26 protein-coding genes are annotated in these 26,674 nt (G+C 70.3%); 3 read left to right on the top strand and 23 right to left on the bottom strand.

Annotation, left to right across the window (positions count from 1 at the left end; genetic code table 11):
* Positions 1-3: 3 nt before the first annotated feature.
* From ACFY9E_RS04190 to ACFY9E_RS04090, 21 genes are all read right to left on the bottom strand, one after another.
* Positions 4-1,497: an NUDIX domain-containing protein gene (locus tag ACFY9E_RS04190; protein WP_388325750.1), complete on the bottom strand. Its 1,494-nt coding sequence runs from the start codon at positions 1,495-1,497 to the stop codon at positions 4-6.
* Between the two features lie 57 nt (positions 1,498-1,554).
* Entirely contained in the window at positions 1,555-2,691 is a 1,137-nt protein-coding gene (locus ACFY9E_RS04185; RefSeq protein ID WP_390979153.1) for an NUDIX domain-containing protein, read from the bottom strand.
* Positions 2,692-2,752: 61 nt separating this feature from the next.
* Positions 2,753-4,693: an ATP-binding cassette domain-containing protein gene (locus ACFY9E_RS04180; protein WP_390979151.1), complete on the bottom strand. Its 1,941-nt coding sequence runs from the start codon at positions 4,691-4,693 to the stop codon at positions 2,753-2,755.
* 234 nt (positions 4,694-4,927) lie between these two features.
* Positions 4,928-6,040 (bottom strand): hypothetical protein, encoded by a 1,113-nt coding sequence (locus tag ACFY9E_RS04175; RefSeq protein ID WP_388325759.1) that lies wholly within the window; start codon positions 6,038-6,040, stop codon positions 4,928-4,930.
* 4 nt (positions 6,041-6,044) lie between these two features.
* Positions 6,045-8,090 (bottom strand): methyltransferase, FxLD system, encoded by a 2,046-nt coding sequence (gene fxlM, locus ACFY9E_RS04170; protein ID WP_390979149.1) that lies wholly within the window; start codon positions 8,088-8,090, stop codon positions 6,045-6,047.
* 36 nt (positions 8,091-8,126) lie between these two features.
* Positions 8,127-9,197 carry a lanthionine synthetase LanC family protein gene (locus ACFY9E_RS04165; RefSeq protein WP_390979147.1) on the bottom strand — a complete coding sequence of 357 codons (1,071 nt, stop codon included), beginning with the start codon at positions 9,195-9,197 and terminating at the stop codon, positions 8,127-8,129.
* A complete protein-coding gene (locus ACFY9E_RS04160; RefSeq protein WP_390979145.1) occupies positions 9,194-11,233 on the bottom strand; it encodes a lantibiotic dehydratase in 2,040 nt (679 codons plus the stop codon). The genes ACFY9E_RS04165 and ACFY9E_RS04160 overlap by 4 nt, the downstream gene beginning before the upstream one ends.
* Before the next feature lie 89 nt (positions 11,234-11,322).
* Positions 11,323-11,511 carry an FxLD family lanthipeptide gene (locus tag ACFY9E_RS04155; protein WP_175435679.1) on the bottom strand — a complete coding sequence of 63 codons (189 nt, stop codon included), beginning with the start codon at positions 11,509-11,511 and terminating at the stop codon, positions 11,323-11,325.
* 131 nt (positions 11,512-11,642) lie between these two features.
* Positions 11,643-12,110: a DUF6082 family protein gene (locus ACFY9E_RS04150; protein ID WP_390979143.1), complete on the bottom strand. Its 468-nt coding sequence runs from the start codon at positions 12,108-12,110 to the stop codon at positions 11,643-11,645.
* A gap of 74 nt (positions 12,111-12,184) precedes the next feature.
* Positions 12,185-12,706, bottom strand: coding sequence for a DUF6624 domain-containing protein (locus tag ACFY9E_RS04145; protein WP_390979141.1), 522 nt, complete (start codon positions 12,704-12,706; stop codon positions 12,185-12,187).
* Complete coding sequence (locus ACFY9E_RS04140; RefSeq protein WP_390979139.1) at positions 12,703-13,275, bottom strand: hypothetical protein; 573 nt, start codon at positions 13,273-13,275, stop codon at positions 12,703-12,705. The genes ACFY9E_RS04145 and ACFY9E_RS04140 overlap by 4 nt, the downstream gene beginning before the upstream one ends.
* A 74-nt stretch (positions 13,276-13,349) precedes the next feature.
* Positions 13,350-13,841 (bottom strand): DNA-binding protein, encoded by a 492-nt coding sequence (locus ACFY9E_RS04135; protein WP_390979137.1) that lies wholly within the window; start codon positions 13,839-13,841, stop codon positions 13,350-13,352.
* A 128-nt stretch (positions 13,842-13,969) separates the two neighbouring features.
* A complete protein-coding gene (locus tag ACFY9E_RS04130) occupies positions 13,970-15,223 on the bottom strand; it encodes an acyl-CoA dehydrogenase family protein (RefSeq protein WP_390979135.1) in 1,254 nt (417 codons plus the stop codon).
* Between the two features lie 86 nt (positions 15,224-15,309).
* A complete protein-coding gene (locus ACFY9E_RS04125) occupies positions 15,310-15,951 on the bottom strand; it encodes a GAF domain-containing protein (protein ID WP_390979133.1) in 642 nt (213 codons plus the stop codon).
* Positions 15,951-16,538, bottom strand: a complete 588-nt coding sequence (locus tag ACFY9E_RS04120; protein ID WP_390979131.1) for an ATP/GTP-binding protein — start codon at positions 16,536-16,538, stop codon at positions 15,951-15,953. The genes ACFY9E_RS04125 and ACFY9E_RS04120 overlap by 1 nt, the downstream gene beginning before the upstream one ends.
* Before the next feature lie 52 nt (positions 16,539-16,590).
* Positions 16,591-17,004 carry a DUF742 domain-containing protein gene (locus ACFY9E_RS04115; protein WP_142157617.1) on the bottom strand — a complete coding sequence of 138 codons (414 nt, stop codon included), beginning with the start codon at positions 17,002-17,004 and terminating at the stop codon, positions 16,591-16,593.
* Positions 17,001-17,516, bottom strand: coding sequence for a roadblock/LC7 domain-containing protein (locus tag ACFY9E_RS04110; RefSeq protein WP_175435687.1), 516 nt, complete (start codon positions 17,514-17,516; stop codon positions 17,001-17,003). The genes ACFY9E_RS04115 and ACFY9E_RS04110 overlap by 4 nt, the downstream gene beginning before the upstream one ends.
* 73 nt (positions 17,517-17,589) lie before the next feature.
* The gene (locus ACFY9E_RS04105; RefSeq protein WP_390979128.1) at positions 17,590-19,089 is read right to left on the bottom strand and encodes an ATP-binding protein; all 1,500 of its coding nucleotides are present in this window, start codon (positions 19,087-19,089) and stop codon (positions 17,590-17,592) included.
* A 27-nt stretch (positions 19,090-19,116) separates the two neighbouring features.
* Positions 19,117-21,021 carry a glycoside hydrolase family 15 protein gene (locus tag ACFY9E_RS04100; protein WP_390979126.1) on the bottom strand — a complete coding sequence of 635 codons (1,905 nt, stop codon included), beginning with the start codon at positions 21,019-21,021 and terminating at the stop codon, positions 19,117-19,119.
* Between the two features lie 89 nt (positions 21,022-21,110).
* Positions 21,111-21,254, bottom strand: coding sequence for a hypothetical protein (locus ACFY9E_RS04095; RefSeq protein ID WP_390979124.1), 144 nt, complete (start codon positions 21,252-21,254; stop codon positions 21,111-21,113).
* Positions 21,251-21,646 (bottom strand): DUF6415 family natural product biosynthesis protein, encoded by a 396-nt coding sequence (locus ACFY9E_RS04090; RefSeq protein ID WP_390979122.1) that lies wholly within the window; start codon positions 21,644-21,646, stop codon positions 21,251-21,253. The genes ACFY9E_RS04095 and ACFY9E_RS04090 overlap by 4 nt, the downstream gene beginning before the upstream one ends.
* A gap of 291 nt (positions 21,647-21,937) precedes the next feature.
* Between ACFY9E_RS04090 and ACFY9E_RS04085 the strand changes: the two genes are divergently transcribed.
* Together ACFY9E_RS04085 and ACFY9E_RS04080 are read left to right on the top strand one after the other, a co-directional pair.
* Positions 21,938-23,326: a Tat pathway signal protein gene (locus tag ACFY9E_RS04085; protein WP_390979121.1), complete on the top strand. Its 1,389-nt coding sequence runs from the start codon at positions 21,938-21,940 to the stop codon at positions 23,324-23,326.
* Positions 23,327-23,398: 72 nt separating this feature from the next.
* Positions 23,399-23,899 carry a TrmO family methyltransferase gene (locus ACFY9E_RS04080; RefSeq protein ID WP_390979119.1) on the top strand — a complete coding sequence of 167 codons (501 nt, stop codon included), beginning with the start codon at positions 23,399-23,401 and terminating at the stop codon, positions 23,897-23,899.
* A gap of 62 nt (positions 23,900-23,961) precedes the next feature.
* Here the strand turns inward: ACFY9E_RS04080 and ACFY9E_RS04075 are convergent, their stop codons facing one another.
* Positions 23,962-24,348 (bottom strand): ATP-binding protein, encoded by a 387-nt coding sequence (locus ACFY9E_RS04075; protein WP_390980297.1) that lies wholly within the window; start codon positions 24,346-24,348, stop codon positions 23,962-23,964.
* 254 nt (positions 24,349-24,602) lie between these two features.
* Between ACFY9E_RS04075 and ACFY9E_RS04070 the strand changes: the two genes are divergently transcribed.
* A complete protein-coding gene (locus ACFY9E_RS04070; RefSeq protein ID WP_390979117.1) occupies positions 24,603-25,844 on the top strand; it encodes a helix-turn-helix domain-containing protein in 1,242 nt (413 codons plus the stop codon).
* A gap of 69 nt (positions 25,845-25,913) precedes the next feature.
* Here the strand turns inward: ACFY9E_RS04070 and cutA are convergent, their stop codons facing one another.
* Positions 25,914-26,234: a divalent-cation tolerance protein CutA gene (gene cutA / locus ACFY9E_RS04065; RefSeq protein WP_283971155.1), complete on the bottom strand. Its 321-nt coding sequence runs from the start codon at positions 26,232-26,234 to the stop codon at positions 25,914-25,916.
* Positions 26,235-26,674 lie beyond the last annotated feature (440 nt).

Genomic DNA, 26,674 nt, shown 5'->3' with positions numbered 1-26,674 from the left:
CGGTCATGTGCGCCAGCCCGTCTCGCTGTACAGGTCCCCGTTCTGGATCTTTGCGATGGCTTGGCGGGTGTAGGAAACGAGGTTGTCGGGCAGCGCGGCGGGGTCCCAGAACTGCCACTGGGTGCACTTGTCCGGCTCGCGTAGTTCCGGCTCGCCGGTCCAGGTGCGAGCGCGGAAGAACAGGCCCATGCGGGGCCGGTCCCCGGCGCGGTCGATGTGGTGGACGACGTGGACGAGTTCGACGTCCTGGCGCTCGATGCTCAGGCCGGCTTCCTCCCGTGCCTCCCTGATCAGGCAGGTGATGGCGCTCTCCTGCTCGCAGTGGCCGGCCAGGACGTGCCAGGTGGACGGCGCGAACGCGGAGTCGGGGTGGCGCAGCCCGAGCAGCACCGTCCCGTCGGGCCGCTCCAGGTAGAGGTGGACGCCGATGACGTTGAGGACCGTGCCGTGCGGCGAAGCTGGGCGACGCTCCTCGTGCGACGCGAGCCCGCTCTGCGACGCAGTGCTGGAAGCGTTGGCCGGGAGGCTGGCGGCGTGGCGCCGTACGAGGTCGCTGGTGGTGTCTGCGATGCGCAGGCGGTGGAGGTCGTCGGGGGCGAACCAGGCCAGCATCACCCCTTCCGTCAGGCGGAGTTCGCGGGGATCGCCGTTCCAGTGGCCGGCGTAGATGGCGATGGGCACGCTCGCGCCGGCGTCGTCGGAGGCGTACTCGGTGCCGAACGGGGTGAGGTCGGCGATGTCGAGGCCGGCTTCCTCGGCCAGTTCGCGCCGCACGGTGTGTTCCAGGGTGACGTCCTGGGGCTCTCGGCCGCCGCCCAGCAGTGACCACATGCCCGGCTCCCAGATCCGGCCGGGGAAGTAGTCGCGCAGGTGGAGCAGGTACTCGCCGCGGTCGTTGTAGATCAGGGCGGAGGCGTTGGCCGTATCCGGTTCGGTCTCCAACGGGAGCTTGAGCAGCTTCTCGCGCAGTGAGGGGGAGGACGCCCTGTCCACGGGACGCCACTCGATGCCGCCGACCTCTTCTTCCTGCAGCACCACGGGCACATCTGTTGCGGGGTGCAGGCGGAAGAGGAACCGGAGATCGAAGTGCTGGTGGCCGGGTTCGCCTTTGTCCGGGTGGGCGTCGATGTCGTGGATGTCGATGTCGAACGGCACGGCCTCGTAACCGGGCCACGGTGCCACGGCCTGGGGCGGGATCCCGGTCTCCTCGTGGAGCTCCCGCAGCGCCGCTTCTGCCAGGGACTCGTCGGCGTGCTCGGGGTGTCCGCCGGGGGCGAGGACCTTCCCGCTCGCCAGGTGCAGCACGTGAAGGACGCGGCCGAGCGGGTCGACGACGATCGCGCCGCAGGTGACGTGTCCGGTGAAGGTGGAGCGGCTGGCGATGTCGGTGGGACGTTCGAGGGCGGCAAGGAGGACACCGAGCTGCTCGCGCTCGTGAGGGTGGCGAGCGAGGTAGGTCTCGACGGTGGTGCGGATGTGGTCGTGCGACAACGGCATGGGGCTACCTCAGAGGGGCGTGGAGCGGGAGGAGTCGAGGCGGGGTGCGTGTTCAGGTCAGCTCAGCCGCATCCCCTCCGTCGGGATCTCCTCGATGGCGGCGGGGCGAGCGGTGGGCAGGCCCCACCGCTCGCGTGCCGTCTCCGCCGCGAGCTGGGCTTGCCGCGCGCCGGGCGGGCCCCAGCCCAGCAGGGCGGCTGCCTGGGCGGGGGTGGCGAGCAGGCGGGCGAAGGGGTGGCCGGTGGCGGGGTCGACGGCCGTCGGCCCGATGGCGGTGGCCCGGGCGGCCAGGCGGAGCCGGGCGTTGGGCCCCACGCCGCCGTAGACCTCGCCGGTCTCGTCCAGCACCCAGCCCAGTCGCACCGGATCGGTCAGAGTGAGCTGGGCTTCCTCGGCGGCTTCGCGGTGCAGGGTGTCCTCGGGCGTCGCGTCGGTCTTCTCCACGGTGCCGCCGGGCAGCATCGGTAGCGCGCCCCGCGGGCCGGGGTCGGCCACCAGGATGACCCGGCCGTCGGGGATGAAGCACCACGCCCAGGCTTGCTGCACGGGCAGTGGCCCGGGGACGGGGCCGCGGTTGAGAGGGCTGTCCCACAGAGGCCGGTACCGGACGTGGACGCCATGGCGGTCCAGCGCCGGGACGCCGAGGATGTGCCGGCCATCGGCGAGGTGAGCGGTGGCGGTGTTCCCGAGCCGGGCACGGTAGGCGGCGAGCATGATCTGCCCGTCCACGGGCCGCAGCCGCTGCACTGCGTCCCGGGTCTCCAGGAAGGCGTACTCGGACAGCTCCTCGTGCGGCAGGCGGATCGCCTCCACCTGGTCGGGGCGGAGGGTTCCCCCGTCGAAGACGAACCGGATCTCGCCGGGGCATGCCGTGGCGGGCTGGAGGTCGGGGTGGTGCGGGGAGAAGGAGTGGACGGCGAGCACGGCCGACAGGGGTAGATCCAGGCCCAGTTCCTCGGTGATCTCGCGCCTGCAGGTGACGTGCGGGTGTTCGCCGGCTTCGACGACGCCTCCGGGCAGCAGCCACGAGTCGTCCTCGCGGTAGGTGGGGTGCACCAGCAGGACTCGGCCGACCTCGTCGGTGATGATCGCGGCGGCGCCGAGCCACGCCGCATGCCGGGATGCGGCGTACTGCGCTGCGGGCAGAGCGGCACGCGGTGAGACGTGATCCGAAGGGGAGACGGGAGAGGTCACGTATCTCTGCCTTCCGAGACGGTGTACGGGCGAGTGGGCAGCGCGGAACGGCTAGGGGTGATCAGGGGGTGTCGCCGCTCATCCGGCGCTGCAGCTCCCACAGGGTCCGGAACAGACCCGGCTCCTGGGTGAGCTGGGCGTAGGTGCCCTCCTGGACGATCCGCCCTTCGTCCAGGACCACGATCCGGTCGGCGACGGCCACGTTGGTGAGCCGGTGCGTGATCAGCAGGATGGCGCGGTCCTTGGCCAGTTCGCGCAGGCCGGCGAAGATCCGGTGCTCCGCGCGGGCGTCGAGGGCGGCCGTGGGTTCATCCATCACCAGCAGCGCCGCCTGCCGGTGGAACGCTCGGGTGAGGACCAGGCGCTGCCACTGCCCGCCGGAGAGCTGCTGTCCGCCGAACCACTCGCTGGTCAACAGGGTGTTCAGGCCGGAGCGCAGGCCCGGCAGCATCTCCGCGGCGCCGGACGCCTCGCATGCGGCGAGCAGGGCGGCGTCGCTGGTGTCGCCCTGCCCGAACGTGATGTTGTCGCGCATCGTCAGCGGCAGGTACGTGAACTTCTGCGGCACCAGCGCGACGTGCTCCCACGACCCCCACGGGTCCAGGTCCGCGGTGGAGGCGTGGTCCCAGGCCACGTCGCCCTCGGTGGGCAGCAGCAGCCCGCACATCAGGCGCGAGAGGGTCGTCTTGCCGGAGCCGTTCTCCCCGACCAGCGCCACGATCTCCCCGCGCCGCACGTGCAGGGAGACGTTGCTCAGGCTGTCCTTCGGGGCGCCGTCGTAGCGGTAGGTGACGTCGCGGACCTCGAAACGCTCCGGGGCCGCGGTCACGGGCGCGGTGCCGCGGGAATCGGTCATGGCCTGGCCGTGGGCGTTGTCGAGGAAGTTCTGCCAGTCCTGCACGTACCAGCCGGTGCGCACCAGGCGTGCCCCACCGTTGATGATGCCGCGCACCGAGCCGGTGGCGGTCTGGAGGGCGAAGACGGCGCCGCCGCCGGCCGCCAGGCTCAACCGCCCGGAGGCCAGGAGCCACAGCAGCGCCGCCCACACCGCGGTCGAGGCGATCCCGCCAGCCACTGCTCCTGCCAGCCCCATCCAGGCACCGGTGTTCGCGGCCTTGCGTTCGGCCGCGTTGACCGAGGCGGCCAGCCGCCGGTACCGGCCGATCAGGAAGGGCCCGGCCAGGCAGGCGCGCATCTCCTCACTGGACTCCTGATAGGCCATGTGCCAGCGCAGCTTGCCCAGCATCCTGCGCCGCCCGGAGGTCTCCAGCCCGGCCAGGTAGATCACGCGTGCGGAGCGCACGTAGGCGGCGGCCTGCGGCAGGCACGCGAGGAAGAGCAGAGGCAGGAGCAGCGGATGCAGGACGGTCAGGACGGTGGCGCCGGCCGCGAGCGTGGCGGTCGCCGCGAGGACGTCCTGCGCTTCCTCGACGAGGTCGGGGGTGACCTGGGCGCCGCGGTCGGCGATGTCGTAGGCGTCGTTGTAGCCGGGCTTGTTGTTGGCGGCCAGTTCCGCGCCGAGCGCGGCCTCGATCATCGTCAGCTCCGCTGCCCGGCCGAGCACCGGGCGCAGACGGCCAGTCAGCCAGACGACGGCGATGCCCAGCAGCGCGCGCAGGCCGGTGGCGGCGGCGATCACGGCCAGCTGCGGGGCGGCGTCCCACAGCCGCTCGGTGATGCCGCCCGAGGAGATCAGCGCGGTGATCGTGCCCGTGACGGCCAGGAGGCCGAGGGCCGCGAGGACGCCGGTCCCGATCTGGCACACCAGCAGGCCGATGGTCGCGCCGCGGTCTACGCGCCAGGCCATCTGCACCGAGCGCCGCACGAGCGAGGGCAGGCGCCGCGCCATGGTGCGGGAGGTCAGCAGGGAGCCGGCCTGGAGCCGCGACTCGTCGCGGTAGAGGTATTCCTCCTCTCGAACACCGGCCTCCTGCGGTTCGTCGTCCGGCGCGGCCCCCTTTGGCGGTTGCGGCGGCTGGTCCTGCGTAATGGCCGAGGTCATCGTTCCCCCTAGGACGGTCGCTGCGGCAGAGTCGTGAGGTCTAACGACACGGCTGCGATATCGAACACACGTCATTCGGTCGTGCTGGGGAGCCTGCTATTTCCTGCGTCAGGGAACCCCGCGGGCGCGGGATCCCTGGTCTGGCTTGGAGCGGCCGCGGGCAGGAAATGGCCGAAACGCCGACACCGCCAAACAGCGTGGGCAGCACGGCGGGCCCATCCCGGTCGCCCTCTCCTAGCCGGGATCTGGTTCGGCCTGTAGCAGCCTTTCCAGCTCTGTCTCGGCGTGGCCGACCGCGCCCGTCAGAGCCTCATGGTGGTGGGCGGACAGGACGCCGGATCCCAGTCCGGCCGCGGCGATCACCGCGTTCAGCGCGTCTGTCGCCCGGTCGTCCAGGGCGGCCGCAGCGACCGGGTGGTGCAGTGCGTCTCGTGCGGCGTAGGCGTCGAGTCGGGCAACGCTGACGAGGGAGTCGAGTACGCGGGCGACATGGCGTCCGGTGCGGTCCAGTTCCAGGGCTGACAGGCCCGTCCGGGTCTGGAAGGCGGCGGTCGGCGGATCGGGATGGTCGAGGAGCTGGACGGCTGCATCAACGGTGCGGTCGAGGTCGGGTTCAGGGACGGGGGTGTCTTCGGGCCGACAGTGGGCGTGCAGGAGGAGGGCGATGGCTCTCTCCCAAGGCTCCGTGGGCTGGGTGGTGTCGATCAGGTCGCGGGCCTGCTGGTCCAGGCCCTGCTCCATCAGGGCCATGATCTTGATCTGGCGACCGTCGAGGAGCCGGTTGCCAATGCCGCGATGCCGGGCCATGGCGTCGGCCGCGTCGGTCCACCGCCCGATCTGGGCGAGGGCGCGGGCGCCGTCCACGAGCAGGGTGACGTACAGCTCCTGGCACACCGTGCGGTGGTCCTCGTCCGTGCCAGTCAGAGCAGACAGGTCGACGGTGCGGCCGTCGATGTCAGCCTTGTTCCGATGTCGGGCAGCGTCGTTGAGGCAGTACAACAAGCCGTAGGCGAGTTCGCCGTGGCCGGCGCGAGTCTGCAATCGGGAGAGGTTGACGAGCGGCATCAGCGACATGACGGCGACCCGTCCGCTGAGGCGTCCGGCGTCGGTGAAGACCTGGTGCTGGCGCCAGCACAGATCCTCGGCCAGGTCGGGCAGGCCGACGTCGGAGGCGATGAGCGCGGCGTAGTTGAGGACCCCGCAGGCGCGGGCCACCAGGTCATGGTGGCCCGCACCTGCGGGCGCGACGGTCAGCCCGGTGAGGTGGTTGATGCGCTCCTCCAAGGGGAGCGCGGGCGCCTTGGTGCGGCGGACCAGGGGGATGCGGCTGGCTATCGCGGGAATCATCGGCTCAGCCCTTGCGCGCCCAGTCGACGACCAGTCGGCTGTAGGGCTTGTCGACGACGAAGCGGGCGTCGTCCGCCGTCAGCCGGTCACGCGAGTCCGCGACGGCCATCCGAAAGCCCGGCTCGGGGGCGTCGTTGCCGCCGGTCGCGTCCCAGGCGCGGATCTCGCTCACGACGCGCTCGGCGAGGCTGGCGCCGCCCTCGCCGTGGCCGATCACGCCGACCTCCCAGTACCGGCCCTTGTCGTCCTCGCCCTCGCGGATGGTCAGGTACGCGAGCGACCCGGCGTCGAGGGCGGCCATGGAGCCCCACCCGAAGTGCGGGGTGAATCCGGGGCGCTGGCCCGGCAGGCGGGAGAGGCCGTTGGGCAGCACGCAGGCCAGGTACAGGTACAGCCACTCCCACGCCGAGCCCTGCCGGAACTTCACCCCGGTGTAGAGCTTGGTCTGCTGCTGGTCGAGAACGGAGCGCAGCGCCTCGCGGTCGACGTCCTGCTCGCTGAACGTCTCCAGGCGCACGTTGCCCTCGCCGGCCATCGGCACGAGGGTGTACACGTCGTCGCAGACGCCCTTGCGCAGGGGGATGAAGGTGGCCATCTCGCAGGAGACGGTCTTCCACGTGTCGCCGTCGCGTTCGAAGGCGAAGGAGCGGGAGATGCTGCCGCGGATGCGCATCGGCAGGACCAGGCGCCCGCCGGGGGCGAGCTGGTCGAGGATCTTCACGGGGACGTCGCCGGCGCCGACGGTGAAGATGATCCGGTCGTAGGGGGCGTGCTCGGGCAGCCCGGCCGCGCCGTCGGCCATCACCGCGGTGGCGTTGTCGACGCCTGCCTCGGCGAGGTGCTGGCTCGCGCCGGCGACGAGGTCCTGGTCGACGTCGAGGGTCCACACCTGCCCGCCGGGGGAGACGATTTTGCCGAGGAGGGCGGCGTTGTAGCCAGTGGCGGCTCCGGCTTCCAGGACCTTGTGGCCGGGCTGGGTGCCGAGCTGTTCGAGCTGGGTGGCGACGATGGACGGCGCGGAGATGCAGGAGATCATCTCCCCGTGCTCGTCGTGCTTGATCGGGACCGCGTCCTCTTTGTACGCGCTCTCCAGGTCGACGCCGGGCAGGAAGGCGTGCCGGTCGGTGGTGCGGAAGGCGTCGATGGCCGCCTTGCTGCGCAGGTGGCCGCTGTCGACGAGCCGCTGGGCGAGGGATTCGCGCAGCTGGTTGGGGTCGGTGACGGGTGTCATGGTGGTCTCCATTCGAGGGAGGCTAGGGTCCGCCGGGGCGGACTTGCGGGTGGACACGTCAGCTCCTTCTCCGGTGGAGAAGGCGACGTGACGGCCGAGCCACGCGGTGGCGGCCTGCGCTTCGGCAGGCACGCCTGCGCGGTTGAACGCGAAGATCGCGTGATGGGCGATGACGCCCCGGATTCCGCGTATCAGTCGGCCGTCAGCGGCGAGCCGGCGCAAGCGGCGGCCGGCGTCCTCAAACGCGGCGACGCGCTCGACCCAGCCCGCTTCCGCGTCTGGGCGCAGGGAAGCGTCCGCGTTCATCAGCCGCCGCATCGCGGAGACGGCTCTCTCCAGCGCGGGCCCCTGGGGCGGGGTGACGGGGGGCCGCAGGGCAGCCCACCGGGCCCATGCATCTCCGGCTTCGAACGGGTCCAGTCCCGCCTCGCGGATCATGGCGGACAGCAGCATCACGCTGCGCTCACGGGCGCCGGGGGTGCCAGTCTCGGCGAGCGCGGCCGGGCTGTCGGCGCAGAACACGTCGTGCGCGACCTCCATGCCCTCGGGGCCGCCGAAGGCATGGATCTCCGGCTCGTAGATCCCGCCCGTCCAGCCGGTGATCACGCGGGCGGCGACGAGCTGGTCCAGCAGGCCGGTGGCGGGCTGTTCGGTGCGCAGACGCACGCCGGCGTCCTTGCGCAGGAAGTGGAAGCGGCGCCCGGACAGCGCGGTCGCCAGGGCCCGGGCGGCGTCCGCGTGCTGGTCGGGGAAGGCCACGGAGGCGTGCCACCAGGACGTGTCCGGGGGGATCGGCAGGTTCTCGTCGTCGAAGGTCATGGGCAGAAAACTCCTTGCGAGGCGGCGGGGAGAGGATCAGGTGAGCAGGAGGACGCGGGTCCAGCCGGTGGTGTCGGTGGCGTTCAGGGCGAGTTGGGCTCCGGCGCGGCCTTCCATGAATCCGGTTTTGGGCAGGCGTTCCCAGTCGGCGGCCAGCCGTCGGTGCAGGTCCTGGACGATCGGGGTGAAGCGTGCGGGTGCGGGGCTGTCGGCGGCGACCGCGCGGGTGAGGGTCAGCAGGCCGGCCCAGCCGTGGCAGAGGGTCGAGTCGGTGATGCGGGCGAGCCGCAGCGGGTCGGTCAGGATGGTCTCGACGATGTCCTCGGCCGCTTGGCGCCGGGCGGTGTCGCCGAGGGCGAGCGCGGCGAGCTGCTGGGCGCGGGCGATGCCGGGCTGGCCGTAGCACCAGGACTGGCGGGCCGGTTCCGCTGCGGGCGGCTGGTCGGCCTCCAGGTGTGCTGCGGTGGACCAGTAGTGGGCGCCTTGCCGGTCGAGCCAGGTGGCGAATGTGCCGACGGCCTCCTCCTGCCCGGGGACGCTGACTTCGGCGCGCTGGGCGAGGGAGAGCACGGCCAGTGGCCCCGCGATGCCGTGGGCCATGCCGTTGTTGCTGTGGCCGCCGGCCATCGTCTTCCCGTCGGGGCCGACCGGCGACCACCACCCGGGCAGGATCCGGCCTTCACCATGGGCGGGGTGGGCGAGCGCGACGAGGCAGGCGAGCACGTCGGGCAGCCGGGGCGCGATCGGGCGGCGGGACAGCAGCAGTGCGGCGAGTCCGGTCAGGCCGCGGATGAGGTCCCATTCGGCGAGGTGGGGCAGCGCGCCGGCCGCCTGACGGCGGTGGGCGGCGGCGAGCCGGGCGTCCACGACGCGGTCGACGGCCGCGCGGACGTCGTCGCCGGCCCCGTGGGCGCGGGCGAGGACGAACTCCAGGGCGGGTGCGCCGTGGAAGAGGCTGGCGTTGCTGCCGGTGCTCACCCCTCGGACGGTGGCCTGGGCGAGGTGGCGGCGGGCGGTGGCCAGGTCCCGGCGCTCGATGTCGAGCAGGGCCATCCCCAGGGCGCCTTCGGACAGGTCCTGCGTACGGGGCACGGTCGTCGTGGTCATGAGCGTCTGGCCAGGGGGACGACGATGCTGTGGGCCCGGCCGCCGATCCACCCGTCGGCGTCCAGCGGGGGCGCGTCGTGCAGGGTGGCGATGCCGAAGGGGTTGGCGTCCAGGTGCGCGCGCAGGAGGTCCAGGTCGACGTCGCGGGTGAGGTCGAGGGGCAGCTGCTGGTCGTCCTCGGCGAGCAGGACCCGCTCCGGCACCCGGAACCGGGCACGCCAGGCGTGGAGTTGGTCTGCCCACTGCTGGAGTGGTGCGGTGCGGGCGGGCAGCGTGCGGCTGCGGATCTTCCACCGGGCGGCGGTGAGGATGGTGCGTCGGTAGGTGAGGGCCGGGGTGAAGGGCAGGGTCCAGGCGGCGCCCCAGTCGAACCAGGTCACCTGCGGGGATGCGGCCCGGCTGATCTCGCCGAGGAAGCGGGCCATCGGCGGGGTGTAGTTGTTCCACAGGAAGTTGATGGCGGTGGGGGCCAGCAGCTCCAGCGGCTTGCCCGTCGCGGACTCCACCAGCTGGGGGCGGCCGTCGGCGACGGTGACCGACAGGTCGCGGGGGAAGAGGACGTGCGGGGCGGGGCGGCGGAATTCGCCGACGCTGACGACGCGGGGCAGGGCCTGGGGCGCGCGGGTGAGCAGGTCGGCCGGCACACGTCCTGCGTGGAAGGACAGCTGTGCCAGCTCCGCCTCCGCATCGATGGTGGGCAGGTGTGCGTACGTTGCCTCGGTGCCGGGGAAGAGGTGCCAGAACCGTCCGGTCATCGAACCGGCCGAGCGGGAGACGGTCAGGACCCGCAGCCGGAAGTCCCCCCGGTCGAGGGCCTGGACGGAGGAGGCGTGCACTTGAGCGGCCAGTTCGAGATGGGGCGCCGGATGGTGTGGCTTCTCGCCGGCTGCCGCTTCCAGCTCCTCGATCATCGCGCCCGTCAGGGCCACCGTGCGCCTGCCCTCGGCGGCGGCGGTGCCGGCCAGCTCCAGCAGCAGGCGGTCGCGCCGGGACATCGGCCGGGGCGGTTCGCTCACGGTGACGAACCCTTCCGGAAAGCCCACGCCCCGGTCGGAGTCCGTGGCCACCTCCACCGGAACGGGGACGTTCTCGCCGTAGCGCTCGGTGAATTGCTCGATCCACCGACGCCAGGTCGGTGTCCCGTTCGGATGAGTGGCCAGGCGGGCCAGCACGGTCGCTGTCGTCCCTGCCTCGGTCAGCACTTGTTCGGGCAGCCGCACGTCGGCATCCAGCCGCAGGTCGCATGTTGGCCGCAGCCGGTCTGCCTGGGCGCGGACCGCGTGCGGTAGGGCGCCTGAGGGGTCGACGTCGGTGGCTGGCGCGCGCAGCGAGGAGCGCAACAGCCGTACCCGCAGCAGTTCGCCCAGGAGCCGGTGGCGCGCTGCGTCGCTCACAGCCGGGTACTCCGCGGCGAGTTTGTCGGCCAGCTGGCGATATTCGATCGGGGAGCGGGCCAGGTTGAGCACGAGGCACAGCGCAGGGTTCAGGGCGAGGCGGAACTCGGCGTCGCCCTCGGACGGCACGTGGATGTGCTCGTTACGCTGCCGCGCCAGCGTGTTGACGCAGACCGCCGTGTCGGCCATGCGAGTGCTGTCGCTCTCCCAGGCGCTGAGCATTTCGTCGAGACCGGCCGGATCGGGGCGCACGACGGCTTGGTGGTCTTCTCCGAAGCGCACGGATGTCGACTGGTCGAAGCCGAGCAGGGCGACGCCGGCGAACAGGCCGTAGGGGGTGGAGCGGTGTGCGTACCGGATCGCGTAGCGGGCCGTGGCCAGAGCAGCACGGCGAACCCGGCGCGGCTTCGGCGTGCGGCCGTCGATGATGGCCTGCACCTGTCCGGCGAGGTCGGGGCTGGCGTCGGTCACCGTCTGCCGAAAGGCATCGTCGGACCAGACGCTGCTCAGCCACGCCCGCCACGGTTCCACCGGTGCCGTGGATGCCGGCCAGGGTGGCATGGCGGGCTCGGTGAGGTGCACCGCGGCGCGCAGCATCGCCTGCCCCGCGCCCTGGTACAGGCTGGGACGTACCCGTGTCATCACCGCTCTCCCTTCTTCCTTCGTGACGGGGCGGGATGCGGGCCGGACGGGAAGCCCCGCCCGGCCCGCGCCTGCCGGATCGGACCGGCTTACGAGGTGGTGCAGGCGCTGGGGCAGGAGCTGCCGCAGGTGTCGCCCGTGCTGCACATCAGGACCGTCTCGGTCGCCGGCGTGCCCTCGATGAAGGTGATGTCGAGCCCGAAGGGGTCGGTCTCGTCGGTGGTTGCGAGGTCCGGCTGCGCGGGGGCGGTCGGCCTCTCCGTCTGCACGGCGGTCATGCTTGCCTCCTAGTGGCGATGGGTGGTGCGGGATTCCGGGCCCGGTCGGGACCCGGAACTTGGTGCCAGACGGTGGCGGGCGACGGTGTCGCCTGCTCCAGGGCGTCTGGGAGTCGGTGTGAGCCGTGTCGTCAGGCTGCTGCGGGCTGCGCCCGCGAGTGGGTCTTCGCAGCCCTGTCCAGGACCTCGGTGAAGTGCTCGGCGCGCTCGTCGCCCTCGGCCTCCTGGGCGCGGAGGTCTCCGAAACGGGCCCAGTACCGCCTGCAGACGTCGCTGTTCATGAGCATCGAGGCGTAGAAGGGCAGTTGTCCGTGGCGAACGAAGCCCAGCCGGTCACGCAGGCTGAGGGCGCAGATCTGCTGGTTGGCATGGAGCAGCTGCATGTACTCCTCGACGTCGATGTCCTCGGGCGTCCAGAGCTTGGCGAGGTCGGGGTTGGTGGACATCTGCGTCAGCCAGTCGAGCTGGTTCCGCGCGACGGCCACTTCGTTTCGCTCGGCCTGGTGCCGCGCGTCCTGCCTGAGCCGGGCGGCTCCGACCACGGCGGTGGTGAGGGAGACGGCGGCGCCGGCAGCGAGGACGGCGGTAGTGAGCTTCATACTTCAACGGTCCTTTCAGGTAAGGGGGTCTGCGGAAGAGCGTTGGGTCTGTGGAGCCTGTGGGGCCCGCTGCGTCACGCGGCCCACCGCACCTTCTCCAGGGCGACGGCGATCGGCGGCAGCCCGACGGCGGCCCTTCGCTGGTCCAGGGACTCCGGTGCGCGCAGCGGGCACAGCTCAACCCCTGTTGCGTTGAGGATCAGTTGGGTCCCGAACTCTTGTGGTCGCCCGCTGTTGACCAGGGCACGGTCGTGAAGGTGGGCCCAGTGCTGGATGCGCGCGTCGTCGTCCTGGACTGCGCGCTTCAGAAGGGTGGTGGCCGCCCGTTGGAAGTCGGGCTCGCCGTCGGCGTGAAGAGCGATGCTCCAGGCGGCACGTGCCGCCTCGGGGCCGACGAGGCGGTGGCCGGGCCAGTCGTGTTCGGCCAGGATGCGGCGCAGCACTTTGGTGTCGGCGTGGTCGGCGTGACGGTCCTGGCCGAGTTGGACGGCGTCGAGGTGGTTGCGCACGCGCTTGGCCCGGCGCGCTGCCGACTGTGCGGCTCGGACGAGGAGTTCGCGGGCGAGGTCCGGCCGTAGCGGTTCGGCGGTCCTCATGCGATGCCACGCTGGTCTGCGGCGGAACGCGGCTCGTGGACCCGGCAGCCGATGAGCGCGCTCAGCCCAGGCCGGCGCTCTGCGGTGAGTTCGAGGCGAGCGACTCGCTCATCGTGCTGCCCGGTGCCGGATCCTCGCAGGTCCCAGCCCATGTCGGTGAGCCGATGAAGGAATGTGGCGATCGGATCAACGTCGAGAGGATGGCGGGCCAAGACCTCGGCCCGCACGAGCGGTACGCCGAGCCGGGCGGCGAAGTCGGAGACCCACAGAGTGATCAGCCGGACGGTGTCGTCGGAGCGGTCGGGCAGGGTGTGGACGCAGCCCAGGAAGAGGCACGGGCCCTCGCCCCATCGGAGGTGGGGCCCGCGCTGCGGGATCATGCAGGCCAGCAGCAGCCCGTCCTCGAACAGTCCGGCCGGCTTGGCCTGCGGGTCGCGGAACAGAGCCGGGATGTCGGCTCGGGCGGGTACACGCAGGCCGCGCATGGTGAGCCAGCGTTGACGGTCCTGGACGAGTGCGGCGGCCTCGTCTCGTTCGGCGTCGGTGCACAGTGTCCGCATCTCGTACACGGCCGGTAACGCTGTCGCGCGCCGGTGCGGGGAGGCGTGTGAGGGCTTGGTGGCCCCAGAAACGGGTGACGCGTTCACTGGCTCGCTCCGCTCTCCGCCGTGGCGGCCGACCTGGTGCCCAGCAGGCCCCACGCGTGGGCAAGGACGACGAGCTGGGTGGTGTTGGCCGCCCCGGTCTTGTCGAGCAGTTCGTCGTGTGCCGCTCGGACATCGGCGGGGGCGATCTTGGCGGCGACGGCGATGTCGTGGGGATTGCTGTGCTCAGCGACTGCCTGCAGCAGCAGTTGCTGCTCCGGGCTGAGCGTGGGCGTTGGCCTGTCCGTTGTGGGTGGGGCGACCTGCTGGGCATCGAACAGGCGGTGCACGATCACCGGGGGCTTGCAGCGGGGCGGGCAGTGGAGGCTCTCCCGGATGTCGCGGACGTACTGGCGGACGGTAACGGCCGACAGCCCGGTCCTCGTGGCGATTTCTCGGGGGGTGAGGTCGTCAGCGAGGTGCTGGGCGACGCGCTGCAGAGTCGGCGTCAGGGGTGTGATCGGTGCGCTGGTCGTCACGGGCGGGGTCACGGGTGTCTCTTTCTCGGCTGAGGGGACGGTCACCGGAAGGGGTGCCGCCGGCCCCCGCGGGGGACGGGGGCCGGCGACATGGGCCCGTGCGCGGCGGTCTGGATTCACGGGATGCCGCGCACGGGGGCTCATGCGGCGGTGGGGTCAGGTCGTGCCCAGGCCGCTTCGGCGGCGAGGCGTTCGGACCACTGGATGTGCTCCTCGTCGAAGGCGGCGTCGGCGAGGCGTATGCGCTGGACTTCGCCGGTTCCGGCCGGTGGATAGGTGTGCTGGATGTCGCGCCACAGGCGCTGGAGGACGTAGTCGCGGTCGAGGGCGTGGGCGCCGTGCAGTTCCATGGCGTCCTGGGCCGACTGCACGGCCCACTGGTGGCCGAGATACTTGGCGTTGATCAGGTCGGCGTCGCAGGGCAGGCCCTGGTCGAGGAGGTGCACGGACTGGTAGGCCAGGATTCGTCCGGCGCGCAGGCGAGCCTCCATGTCACCGATGCGGTCCCGCAGGACCGGCAGATCGGACAGGGCGCCCCGGTAGCGGGCGCGCGCCTTGAGGCGGGCAGTCGTGGTGGCCACGACCGCCTCGTGGATCCCGAGGCTGACCGCGGCCAGGTTGGGACGGCCGTACAGGATGCTGCTGCTCTGGGCCACGCTCAGCCCCTGGCCGATCTCTCCGACCACGTTGTCCTCGGGGACGCGGACGTGGTCGAGGTCGAGGCGGCCGGCGGAGAAACCGTGCAGGCCGAGGCCGGGACGGTGGTCGGAGATCGATAGCCCGGGTCGGTCGGATTCGACCATGAACGCGGTCAGCGCCTGGGAAGTACGTACGCCCGCCTCGGCGGTTCGGGCGACGACGAGGTGGGCTCCCGCGAGATGGCTGTTGCCGATGTGGACCTTACTGCCGGTGATCACCCATTGATTGCCGGCGCGTTCGGCGGTGGTTTCGATGCCGCCGATGTGTCCGCCGGCCCGCGGTTCGGTCACGGCGATCGACAAAAGAAGTGAACCGTCCGCCACCCGCGGCAGCCAGCGGCCCTTCTGCTCATAAGTGGCGAAGTGCAACAACCCGCCGACGGGGATGAGGGTGGCCTGCAGGATGGCCGCGGCAGCCGCCGACAGGCAGGCGACGCGGTGGACCAAGACCGTCTTGGCCACGTGGCCGGCGCCAAGACCGCCGAAGGCGACCGGGACGGTGACAGCGAACCAGCCCCGTGCGGCCATCAGGTCGGCGACCTTGCGCTCCACCCTGCCCGGAGCGGCCTCCATACGTGCGGCGCGCGGCGCGATGTGCTCTTCCGCGAAGGCGTCCGCCTCGTCCCACAGCAGCTCGTGGCGGGCGGTGAGGTAGGGACGCAGCGCCGGTGGTGGCGTGGTGGGTGTGGCGGGCATGGTCGTCTCCCTCTCCCTGGGTGAAGGTCGCACAGTGGAGCTGCCGGGGATCGCCTGCGGCTCCCGGGTGGGGGTGGTGGAACGGCCTAGCGGACGGGCGCGTGGGCGATGTGGTCCATCACCTGGGCGCCGGCGTTGATCACGATGTCTCTCAGCCGTCGGGCCTCGCTCAGGGTCCGCTTCTCGGGGTCGATGACGCACACCGTGCCCAGCACGGTGCCGTTGCCGTGGATGAGCGGTGCGCCGAAGTAGGAGCGGATCCCGACAGCGTCGACCACGTGGTTGCCGCTGAAGCGCGGGCTGGCGTGCACGTCGTGCAGCGGAAGGGCCTTTTTGCGGGCCATGACCTCCGGGCACCAGCCGTGGTCGCGGCTCATGGTGCGGCCGACGATGACGTACCCGCTGTCCGCGGGCGGCTGGTGCAGCCCGACGAAGGTCTGCTCCTCCAGGAAGAGATTGACGAACCCGTACAGGAATCCGGCCTGCGTGGCCATGTCGCGTGCCAGCTCGTCGAAGTCCTGGCTGGCAGCGGTGGGCACGCCCAGGCGCTCGAGCAGCTCATACCGCCGCGCCAGTTCGGTCATCTGCTGGTCCTGCGGGCCGGTGACGGCAACGTCGGCCGAGACGGACGGCCCAAGGGCGATGTCTCGCATGTTGCGTCGCGGCAGTGACCGGGTTGCTGGGGCGGTCTGCGGTACGAGGTAGGGGTCGTTGGGCTGATATGACATCAGGTGTCCTGGAGGGTGGTAGTGACTGCTGGGCGAGCGGGGCCTGCCGATGCGTTCTTCACGGCGTGGCCGACGAGGGTCAGCAAAACGCCGGCGACGTGGTTCGGGTCGCGGGCATCGCAGGTGACCACCGGCGCAGAGGTGGGGAGTTCGAGGGCGGTGCGGACCTGTTCGGGGTGGTAGCGGTGTGCTCCGTCGAACTGGTTGATGGCGACGACGAAGGGCAGGCCGATGTCTTCGAAGAAGCTGACGGGGGTGAAGCTGCTTTCCAGGCGGCGGGTGTCGACCAGGACGACCGCGCCGACCGCTCCGCGGGAGAGTTCGTACCAGAGGTCGACGAACCGGTCCTGGCCGGGCGTGCCGAACAGGAACAGTTCCAGGGGCACAGGCGCGTCCGGCAGGCTGAGGCGGCCGAAGTCGAAGGCGACCGTGGTGGTCTGCTTGGCCTCGACGCCTTCCAGGCTGTCCACGTCCGCGCTCGCCTCGGTCAGGTACTCCTCCGTGCTCAGCGGCGTGATCTCGCTGACGGCACCAACGGCGGTGGTCTTGCCCGCGCCGAAGCCCCCGGCAATCACGATCTTCAGCACAGTCGGTGCACCGGCCTGCAGGCGCGACGGACTCCGCAGCGCCACGGTCGAGTCATCCGGCCTGGGGGTAGGCGATGGCATCGGGCCACTTCCTCTTCAGGCCCACAGAGAGGGCCGCCAATAGGTGGGTGGTGGGACGCTCATCCGCGTCTGCGTCGGAGGCGGCATAGGCATCGGTGACGGAGACGACCAGGGCGTCGGCGTCCAAGAGGTCCGAGACGAGGATCTTGACGGCGGTGACGGGGCGGCCGAGTCGGCCCGCCAGCTCGGTCACCGAACGCCGGCGCTCTCGGCACAGGGTGAGGATGTCTTCGCATTCCTCGGCCTGGCCCGGGCCGGGTCGCCCCGGCCCGGCGTCCAGCACGGTTTCCAGGCCCAGCAGGTGCCGCGGCTTGGTGCGCCCGCGCGTCAGCGTGTAGGTCCGCACGAACGTCGACTCCTCGGCCGAGCGGCCGTGTGCGGTCACCGGACCTCAGCACCCGTGCCGACGCGGACGGGGATCTGCATGTAAGGAGCGAACTTCTGGACGAGGCGCCCCATCTCGAACCCGACGGTGCCCGCGTCGGCGTCCGTGGTGGCGATGACGGCGAGGATCGTGTCCACCTCACCGCGTTCGTTGCCTGGATGGCCCTCGAACGCTGCGCTGCACCCGGCGCTCTGGACAAAGAACAGGCAGTCGTCTCGCTCGATGATGACTTGCCTGGCCGGCCTCTTCTTGTGGCTGGGGCCGGTGATGTTCGTCGCGAGGGAGGCCACTCCGCTGAGCGCGGCCGACAGTTCGTCCGCCCAGTCCTTGTCGACGTCGCTGTCCAGCAGCCGCAGTCCGTCGCGCGACAGCAGGACGGCGTGCGTGACGCCCGGAGTCTCGGAGGTGAAGTGACGCAGCAGCCAGGCCATGTTGTCCCGTTGACCGCTTGCTGTCGTCTCGGATGCGGGCGCGTCGCTGGTCACGTTGTCCATCGCGGGGTGGGTGCTCATAGGGGTCGCTCCAGAAGGGGGAAGGGCCAGCGGATGTAACAGGCCGCCGGGAACGTGGAGGGAAGGGCGAGAATCAGGGCCTGGGTTGCTCTGCCGAAGCGGGCGGAGAACCAGCTGTCCCGCCGGCCTGGATGCCGTTACGGAAGGCGGCTGCGAGCCCTGGCGTCGCCGCGGTCACGGGGGCTTGCTCCCGCTCGCGTGGTGGACGGAACGAGCCAGCCTGACGCGTACGCGTGGGAAGGGCGGGCGCATCAGCCGAGTGACCTGCCTCTCCGGCTCTCGGCGCCCCTGCGGTGCCCGGGCGTGGTACCTGGCCCGCCGGGATGGCTGGAGCCGTGGCACTCTGCCGGGGCGGCGGCGCGGAGGGGTGGGGTCTCCTGGGGAGCACGCCCGAGTCCTCGAGCGAGGGAATCGCGACGAGGAGCCGTGCCGGAATGACGACCAGGGCGGTGGTGCCTCCCGTCACGTTCTCCTGGAGGAGAACGGACAGCCCGTGCGACTGGGCGATCTTCGCGGCGACCAGCAAGCCGAGCTGTCCCGCTCGTACCTGACCGCTGACGTCCACCTCGTCAGGGGCCTTGAGCAGGTGGTTCATCTGCGCGCGTGTCTGCGGATGCATAGGGATGGCCCGGTCCTCGACCTCGATCGCCAGCCCGCTAGAAACCCGCTGCGCTCGCACGGTCACCTTCGTTGCCGGATCGGAGCACTCGCAGGCGTTCTCGATCAGCTCGGCCAGAAGGTGGGTCAGGTCCGGACCCACATGTCCCGGAAGGCCCAGCTCAGCGCCCACGGAACCAGCCGCGACGGCCACACGCGGATACTGCACAACTTCGGAGACTGCGCCGCGCAGCGCCGTCGCGACGGGGACGGGCCGACGCACGCTGCGCAGGGACTGCCCGCCCAGCACCGCCGTGCTCTCGACCTGGCGACGCATCCGCGTCACGAGGTGATCGATCTCGAAGATCTTCGAAAGCAGCTCCGGGTCGTCGGTCAGCATCTCCAACTGGCTCAGTGCCTGGAGCGCCTTGCCGACCAGGGCGTGCTCGCGCATCGCCAGACGGCGCAGCACTTCCAGGAGAACGACGGACTGGGACTCGTCGTGCACACGTATCAGCGACGCGATGGCCTGCGCCTGGAGGGAACTCAACGCCTTGTTGATCTCGACGGTCGGACTGGCCGACGCTGGCGTCTGCATGTCCGGCAGCGCCGGGCGTCCCCCTCGGCACAGCTCGTCCGCCGACCACTGCACCGACTTCTCGACGGCCGCCCCTGCCTCAGCGACCGCTGTCAGCGCCGCTGCCTGGGCCTCCTGCACGACCCCTGCGGCCGTGCGCACTCCGCGAGCCGCCACCAGCGCGACCCCGGCCAGCCCACAGACAAGGCCGGTCAGGAGCCAGCCGGGACCTACCGCAGACATCGACCAGAGGGCGAAGGCGGCACCCAACAGCGCGGCGAGAAGCACCACGGGCAAGGCCACGGCGCGGCGGACACGGTGCAGCGTGATCGTGTCGATCCGTGGAGGTCTGCGGTGGCCGGGAGCGGCCGGCCGTGCCGGGAAGGCGCTGTCAGGCATGGGAATCCTCGTCAGGGGGTGGGGTTGCTAGGCGTGCTGCGGCGTCAGGCTTGTGCAGGTCTGGAGCGTGTTGCGTGAGGTCGAGCGAGGCGCCGGAACCTCGACCGTGCCTCGGTGGCAGGAAGACTGCGTCGCCAGCTGATGAAGGAGCCGGGCACTTTGGATCAGGCCCATGTGGCTGAACGCCTGCGGGAAATTACCGACCTGGCGCTGTTGGACGGGGTCGTACTCCTCGGCCAGGAGCCCGAGGTCGCTGCGCAGCGCGAGAAGTTGTTCGAACAGGGCGTGGGCCTCGCCGAGGCGGCCGGTCAGGGCGAGCGCATCGACGAGCCAGAAGTTGCAAAGGAGGAAGGTGCCCTCATCGCCGGCCATGCCGTCCACTCCGGTGCGCTTGCCGCGGGTCGGGTACCGGTACACGAGCCCGTCCGGTGTGGAGAGTTCACGACGTACCGCATCCACGGTGCCGATGACGCGAGGGTCGTTCGGCGGCAGGAAGCCGACGCGGGGGATGAGCAGCGTGGCGGCGTCCAGTTCCTGGGAGCCGTAGGACTGGGTGAAGGTGTTGCGCGCCGGGTCGAAGCCCCTGGTGCAGACCTCGTCGTGGATCGTGGCCCGCAGCTCGACCAAGGGGGTCAGGTCCACGTCGAGGGCACCGACTTCGGCCAGGCGGATGGTGCGGTCGACCGCGACCCAGGCCATCACCTTGGAGTGGACGAAGTGCCGGCGTGCCCCTCGGATCTCCCAGATTCCCTCGTCGGGCTCCTGCCAGCGCTGCGCCAGGTGCTCGACGAGGCGCTGGTGCAGGACCGCAGTGTCGGCGCAGTGGGCGACACCGCTCTGGTGCGCGAGGTACAGGGTCTCGATCACCTCGCCGTACACGTCGAGCTGGAGCTGGTCCGCCGCCCCGTTTCCGACCCGTACTGGGGTTGAGCCCTCGTACCCGGGAAGCCAGGCCAGCTCCCGCTCCCGCAGATCGCGCTCCCCGGTGATCCCGTACATGATCTGCAAGTTCTCCGGATCACCGGCCACCGCACGCAACAGCCATCGCCGCCATGCTTGCGCCTCCTGCCGGTACCCGGTCCCCAGCAGCGCGGCCAGGGTCGTGGAGGCGTCGCGCAGCCAGGTGAAGCGGTAGTCCCAGTTCCGTCCGCCGCCGATCTCCTCAGGCAGCGATGTGGTCGGCGCCGCGACGATCCCGCCGCTCGGCCCATAGGTCATCGCCTTCAGCGCGATCAAGGAACGAACCACAGGCTCGCGGAAGGGGCCGTCGTAGGTGCATTCCTGCGCCCACTCCTGCCAGAAGGCAAGTGTCTCAGTGAGCGCGACATCCGGGTCGGGAACGTCAGGCGCGGCTGCATGGGATGGGCACCAACTGAGCACGAAAGCGACGCTCTGCCCGGCGGCGACGGCGAAGGCACTGACGATGGCGCCGTCCTTCTCCACCTGCTGGACGCAGGCGTCGAGCCACAGAGCGTCCGCGCCGGCCTCCGCGACCATGCGGCCCCCGACCTCGTGGATCCACGGGCTGACGCTGCCGTATCCCGGCCGCGGACGCATGGCCGAGATCATCGGCACTTCGCCGGTGAGGCCCTCGACGATCCGGATCACTTGGGGTGCCCCGTCGCGTGGCGGCATGAAATCCAGGACGCGGACCGAGCCGGTCGGGGTGCGCCACACCGATTCGAGGACGAGTGAGTCACCGCAGTACCGGCGTTTGGCTTCCGCTTCGGAGCCGGACCGGCTAGGAGGCGGCGAGGCCGGAGCGATCTGCCAGGTGCCGTGTTTCTGCGTGCCGAGCAGGCTGGCGAAAATGGCCGGCGAGTCGAAGCGGGGCAGGCACAGCCAGTCGATCGAACCGTCGTCGCGGACGTGGGCACTGGTCTGCATGTCGCCGATCAGACCGTACTGCTCGATACGCGGAAGACTTTTCATCGTTTGGGAATCTCCATTGACCCCGCAGGCCGGGGGGATCAGGGGCCGCTACGGCGGCCGGGAACGCTGAGAAGGAGGGGCACCTGTGGTCACCGGGGTGAGGTCGGGTCGTTCAGGGTCGGCGGGGAGTCCTCGTCGGCCGCGACAGGAACGGCTGCGCGCTCGCCGCGGAGGACCAGCCAGGCCATCGGCCCGAGAGTCAGCCCGATGACGACGACCCCGGTTGCTGTCACGTCCGTGGCACCGAAGCGGCCCAGACCAAACAGGCGAGGGCGACTGCGAAAACCGCCCCGCGCAGCATGTTGATCCGGGGCTTCCACGAACGCCGCCTGCGCTCCGGGCGCAGCGACCCGGGATCACCGCGCTCCACATGCGTGACGAGTTCCTGCGTCGCTTCGGCGAGCTCGACCAGGTACACCCGGCTGGGCATGTAGCCCTCGGGGACGCTGTCCGAGCAGAGCCGCTGCGCGCGCAGCAGGACGGGGGTGCCCGAAGCGGTTCGTGCGCCCAACTGGGCAACGTGACCGCGCAGACGGCGAACGAGGTCCTCCACATCAGCAGCGGTCTCGGGCAGCGGTGAATCCTCGCCAAGCACGAGCGTCACCGTCTCCGACGCGGCCACCACGTGATCACGCTGCGGCGCCCGCTTCACGGTGACGGACCCTCGCTCTCCGCTCCCGCCCACGCTCTGGATGTCTCCTCCGCGAGGGACCAGCGAAAGGCGCATGACACAACTCCTGTTCGGATCAAGCCAAAGTGAGCCGAAATCGCCGGTTGGCATCGACGACTGGCGTGCGAAGTGAGTGATCTGGCAGCTACGTTGAGCGAACCGTGAATCCCGTCTGAGGGGTATGCCTGTGCGGACCGGAAGGCCGCCAAAGGCGCCAAAGATCATTTCGGACCCGAGGGGCAGTCCATGGCCCGTGAACGAAACGTCGCCCTCGCCGCACTCCTGCGCGAAGCAGGCTGGTCCCAGCCACAAGCAGCCGCTGCCGTTGCTCGAGTGGCCGCGGAGAGCGGAGTGCGTGAGCTGGAGGCGATCTCCCGCTCGCACATCTCCATGTGGGTGCTCGGCACGAAGCCGAGTGGCAGAGCGCCGCATATCCTGCGCGAGACGCTGTCCCGCAGACTCGGCCGCCACCTCACCCTGGCCGACCTCGGGCTGGAAGAAGAGCCAACAGGCACGACCGACACCGGATCCGACTGGAGCGTCGACCCTCTGACCGCACTGGCCGAGCTGGGAAGCGACGATCTCGACATGCACCGACGCAAGCTGCTGTCCACCGCCGCCTACTCCGCGGTCGGCCTCGCCCTGCCCACAGCCTCGTGGTGGGCAGCCGCCCCCGCCGCAGCGGCGAAGCGCCGACCGGCATCCCCGCGCCCGGTGACCCAGACAGACATCGACGACGTCCGCGACCTCACGGTCTACTACTCCGCGCGCGACCAGCAGCGAGGCGGCGCATCCGGCCGCAAGGCCCTCGCCAGCCACCTGCTCGACGGTGCGGTACCGCTGCTCGGCGGCCGATTCCGCACAGATCAGCTCCGCCGCGACACGTACTCCGCCGTGGCGGAGATGACCTACCTCGCCGGTTGGATGGCCTTCGACGCCAGCGAACACCGCACTGCCCAGCGCTACCTCACCATTGCCGCCCGCATCGCGGCGGAAGCGGGAGACGGACCGCTCGGTGGTCACGTCCTGCGCGCCCTCGCCCACCAGGCCGTGGACCTCGGGCATCCACGCCGGGCACTGGCCCTGGCCGACGCCTCGATGTCCCGCGACCGCTACGGCCAGGCCAGCCATCGTGAAAAGGCGCTGCTGGCGATCGTCCATGCACGCGCCCTTGCGTCCGACGGCGACCGGGCCGGCACCCTCGCGGCCATTAGCCGCGCGGAGCGGGACCTCGCCCGCGCCGACGTCACCGAGGCACCGGCCCGCGTCGGCTTCTTCCAGGAAGCCTCCCTCGCCCACGAGACGGCCTGCGCTCTGCGCGACATGGGCCAGCCCCGGGACGCGGAGATCCACTTCAAGCGCAGCGTGGCCACGCGCCGACGCCAGCAGTTCGCCCGTACCCACAGCGTGACGCTCGGCTACCTCGGCGCCGTCCAAGTCCAGCAGGGACGCCTCGACGAGGCATGCGCAACCTGGAACGAAGCACTCGACGCCATGGCCGGTATCCAGTCCGGGCGAGCCCGCGACGTCATCGTCCGCATGCAGAGCGACATCTCGCCCGTCCGGCAGCGCGGTGGTCGCCACGTCGCCGAACTGGACCGTCGCGCGCGAGGCATGTTGCGCGCCATAGGCTGACCACAGAACGGTTTCGCGGCGCTGACCGGAGGCCGCCGCGCACGCTACGCCCAGGGAGAGGAACGAGCGCTGATGCCGACCTACGAGGTCAAGTCGATCGCAACGGTCGTCGGTGGCCACACCCGCGTACAGGACGACTACCAAGGCGGGGTCGAATCGATCATCCGGCTCGACGACTCGTATCCCCTCGAAACGCTGCAAGGAATCGAGGAGTTCTCCCACCTGACCGTGACTTGGCGCTTCCATCTGGCCCGACCCGAAGACGTCCAGCTCCACGCACGCAGTCCAAGGGGAAACCAGAACTGGCCGGCGACCGGTACGTTCGTCCACCGCAACCACCGGCGCCCCAACCAACTGGCGGTCAGTTACCCGCGGTTGCTCAAGGTCGAAGGCAGGGACCTCCTGGTCACCGATCTCGACGCCGTCGACGGGACGCCCGTGATCGACCTGGCACCGTACTTCGAACAGATGGGGCCTCAGGGCCCGATCCGTCAGCCCGCATGGCCTGGCGAGATGCTTGAACCGAACTACTGGGCGAAGGCAAGCGAACGGCCCTCCGAGCGTCCCCTGTAGGGGAAGTGACTGAGCTGCCCGACTCGTCAACCGCATGGCCGGGAACCATTTGGAAGTCTGGCTCAACCCTCAGCCCTCGCGTACCGGAACTCACACCACGTCTCCTTGCCGCTGCTCTCCCACGCGTCTGAGATCGCATCGACAAGCCGGATCCCGCGACCGGATTCACCGTCGGGTCCGGCTTCCTTGAGTACAGCTGGGGCCGGATTGTGATCGGTGACCGAGACACGCACCACGTCGACGGCCACCGTGATCCGGAGCACGACTTCTCCCTCACCGTGAATCACGGCGTTGGTGGCCAGCTCCGAGACGGCCAGTACGACGACCCCCGCCACCGGGTCCGAAACACGGCACCGCCGCAGGAACGCCCCGGCTGTCTGCCGCATCTGCCCAACTTTCGCGAGATCAGGGAGAAAGGCCGCCTGACAGCCATGGGGTGCCGCCGGTATGCCTGCCCTCGCCGATGTGCTGTGCCGGTCTTCGTGAACCGACCTCGCGCATGACACGCCTGCCACGTCGGCAAAGCTACGGATGCCCCCGCCGGGCGGGGTCTCCTCTTGGAGCCTGGTCATGGGGGCTATCGCACCGCGTGGCGACGCCGTCGACCAGGGGAATCCAGAGGGGGAAATATCTGTCAAGGGGGAAAGTCGGAGGGGGAATTGAGGCCATGATTGGATTCCGCCCACCAACAGAGGTCACACTCATGCCAGATCCGTTCGCCGACCTGCTCCTCCGGCTCCGGCAGGAGGCGGGCAGGACGCAGGAGGAGCAGGCAGACGCGATCAACGCTGTCTCCGGCCGGGACACCATGACCCGCCGAGAGATCAGCCGCTATGAGAACTTCGAGAACGTCCCTACCAATCACACAATCGCCCACATCGCGGCGGCCTGCGGTGTGCCCTTCGAGGAGCTTCAGCGGGAGGCCAAGGCTGCCCGCGCTCGGAAGGGAAAGGGGCATGCCAGTGCAGAGGAGGACCAGGACGCCGTGAAGCGTCGCACGCTGCTGGGTGGCGCCGCTGTCGGCGTGAGCGCGGCTGCCGAGCCCTGGGGGCGCCTCGCCTTCGCCCTCAGTAAGGGGTCCAAGATCGATTCGCCCTCCGCCGTCGCGCTCATCGACCGGGCCGCTGAACTACACGTCCAGGAACTCAATCTCAGCGCCCGGCGGCTACAAAGGACGGTCGAGTCGCATCTTGACGCGATCACCGCGGCTCTGCCTCGTGCTGGCGAGCACGAGCGGGCTCTCACTATCGCCGCTGGAGAAACCGCCGCCCTGGCGGGTTGGGTCGCCTGGGACCTGGGTGAGCACGACAAAGCCGACGCCTACTACAATGTCACGTCGCAGTGCGCGACGACCGCCGGGCACCCTCCGCTCCGAGCCCTGGCCCTGACCTACAGCAGCTACGGCGCCTCGACGCCGAAGGCGAAGTTGGAGTTCCTTTCCCAGGCGGCCAGCGATGTGCGAGGCCACGGCAACGCTACTGCTGCCGCCTGGGTCCTCGGCAGGCACGCGGAGGAGGCTGCTGCGGCCGGCGACGAGATGGGGGCGCTCCGGGCGTTGGAGCGAGCGCGCTTCGCTTACGACTTCGCGGATCACACCAACGAGCAGGCGTGGGTCCGGTTCGTGACCCCGTACCGCATGGATTCGCTGGCCCTCTCTGTATACGGGCAGTTGGGGCGTCCCGAACTCACCGCTACAGCAGACACCGCAGTCGACCGACTCGGAGACGAACTACCGGACGGAGGCGTCGTGGTCCTCGGTGATCTCGCGTCGGCCCTGCTGCGTGGAGGTGACGTCGACCAAGGGGTCTACGTGTCACGCCAGTTCGCCGCAGCGGCACAGGCCAAACCCAACACGATGGGCAAGGAGCGCGCATCGACTATCGCAGCGTCGCTCCCGGACAGCGAGCAGGAACTCAGCCGCCATCTGCGGCAGTTCGCATCCTGAGTCCCTGCGCGGCACGCGGACAAGCCCAGGACGCGAACAGTCGTACGGCCGGTCCGTCGCTCCGCAGACCTATGCCGTCTCCGCGACTACCCAGGACAGGTACGCCTCCGAACCGCCGGTCACGGGCAATGTGATCCACTGGGGGACGTCGTACGGGTGCTTCTCGTGCATCCACGCCTCCAGTGCCGGGAGGCGGTCCGTCGTAGTCATGTACGAGATCCGCCACTCCTGCGCCGTCTCAACCTTCCCCTTCCACCAGTAGAAGGCGGTGATCGGCGCATCGATGTGGACGCCCGCTGCCAGCTTGCTCTCGACAGCGCCCCAGGCCAGCGCCTTCGCCTGATCCTCGTTGTCGCTGGTCGTCTGCGCGATCACAATCTCGTTGGCCATGCAACTACCTCTCCAGCTCGGGTACCGCGACCCTACCCAGCCGTCCAGCGCGCACCGAAGTCGGTAGCTACCGGTGAAGGTGGGCGGGACTCAACCAGCGACCTGGACCACTGAGACAGGCAGCAGGCCATTCAAACGCTTGGCGACCTGAACGCGTGGACCGCATAGATGCGTGACCTCACCGGGGTGTTGTGTCGTCCGTTGGGCTTCGTACTGACCGCAAGGCAGGCCGGCGAGCCCCTGACTTCCGGGGGCGACAGCGCGTCGGCGGGTGCCTAGCGGAGAGCGAGCGGCGGCCCGGACGAGGTCGGCCGATAGGGCGAATTCTTTCTGTGTACTCAGGCTGACTCGGAATTTCGCCCATGGCAGACGAGAAAGGGGCTCGAAGGACTGGAACCCTCTCCGGGTGTATGTCAACGTACAACACCTCGGAAGTGCGA

Source organism: Streptomyces sp. NPDC012466 (assembly GCF_042955215.1).
Taxonomy (GTDB): domain Bacteria; phylum Actinomycetota; class Actinomycetes; order Streptomycetales; family Streptomycetaceae; genus Streptomyces.
This window is presented reverse-complemented; position numbering and strand designations above follow the sequence as displayed.

What these genes read in the sequence shown, in the direction of transcription:
- ACFY9E_RS04190 (WP_388325750.1), bottom strand. Translation starts at nt 1,497, where the DNA reads ATGCCGTTGTCGCACGACCACATCCGCACCACCGTCGAGACCTACCTC.
- ACFY9E_RS04180 (WP_390979151.1), bottom strand. Translation starts at nt 4,693, where the DNA reads ATGACCTCGGCCATTACGCAGGACCAGCCGCCGCAACCGCCAAAGGGG.
- ACFY9E_RS04175 (WP_388325759.1), bottom strand. Translation starts at nt 6,040, where the DNA reads ATGATTCCCGCGATAGCCAGCCGCATCCCCCTGGTCCGCCGCACCAAG.
- fxlM (WP_390979149.1), bottom strand. Translation starts at nt 8,090, where the DNA reads ATGACCTTCGACGACGAGAACCTGCCGATCCCCCCGGACACGTCCTGG.
- ACFY9E_RS04165 (WP_390979147.1), bottom strand. Translation starts at nt 9,197, where the DNA reads ATGACCACGACGACCGTGCCCCGTACGCAGGACCTGTCCGAAGGCGCC.
- ACFY9E_RS04160 (WP_390979145.1), bottom strand. Translation starts at nt 11,233, where the DNA reads ATGACACGGGTACGTCCCAGCCTGTACCAGGGCGCGGGGCAGGCGATG.
- ACFY9E_RS04155 (WP_175435679.1), bottom strand. Translation starts at nt 11,511, where the DNA reads ATGACCGCCGTGCAGACGGAGAGGCCGACCGCCCCCGCGCAGCCGGAC.
- ACFY9E_RS04150 (WP_390979143.1), bottom strand. Translation starts at nt 12,110, where the DNA reads ATGAAGCTCACTACCGCCGTCCTCGCTGCCGGCGCCGCCGTCTCCCTC.
- ACFY9E_RS04145 (WP_390979141.1), bottom strand. Translation starts at nt 12,706, where the DNA reads ATGAGGACCGCCGAACCGCTACGGCCGGACCTCGCCCGCGAACTCCTC.
- ACFY9E_RS04130 (WP_390979135.1), bottom strand. Translation starts at nt 15,223, where the DNA reads ATGCCCGCCACACCCACCACGCCACCACCGGCGCTGCGTCCCTACCTC.
- ACFY9E_RS04125 (WP_390979133.1), bottom strand. Translation starts at nt 15,951, where the DNA reads ATGTCATATCAGCCCAACGACCCCTACCTCGTACCGCAGACCGCCCCA.
- ACFY9E_RS04110 (WP_175435687.1), bottom strand. Translation starts at nt 17,516, where the DNA reads ATGAGCACCCACCCCGCGATGGACAACGTGACCAGCGACGCGCCCGCA.
- ACFY9E_RS04105 (WP_390979128.1), bottom strand. Translation starts at nt 19,089, where the DNA reads ATGCCTGACAGCGCCTTCCCGGCACGGCCGGCCGCTCCCGGCCACCGC.
- ACFY9E_RS04100 (WP_390979126.1), bottom strand. Translation starts at nt 21,021, where the DNA reads ATGAAAAGTCTTCCGCGTATCGAGCAGTACGGTCTGATCGGCGACATG.
- ACFY9E_RS04085 (WP_390979121.1), top strand. Translation starts at nt 21,938, where the DNA reads ATGGCCCGTGAACGAAACGTCGCCCTCGCCGCACTCCTGCGCGAAGCA.
- ACFY9E_RS04080 (WP_390979119.1), top strand. Translation starts at nt 23,399, where the DNA reads ATGCCGACCTACGAGGTCAAGTCGATCGCAACGGTCGTCGGTGGCCAC.
- ACFY9E_RS04070 (WP_390979117.1), top strand. Translation starts at nt 24,603, where the DNA reads ATGCCAGATCCGTTCGCCGACCTGCTCCTCCGGCTCCGGCAGGAGGCG.
- cutA (WP_283971155.1), bottom strand. Translation starts at nt 26,234, where the DNA reads ATGGCCAACGAGATTGTGATCGCGCAGACGACCAGCGACAACGAGGAT.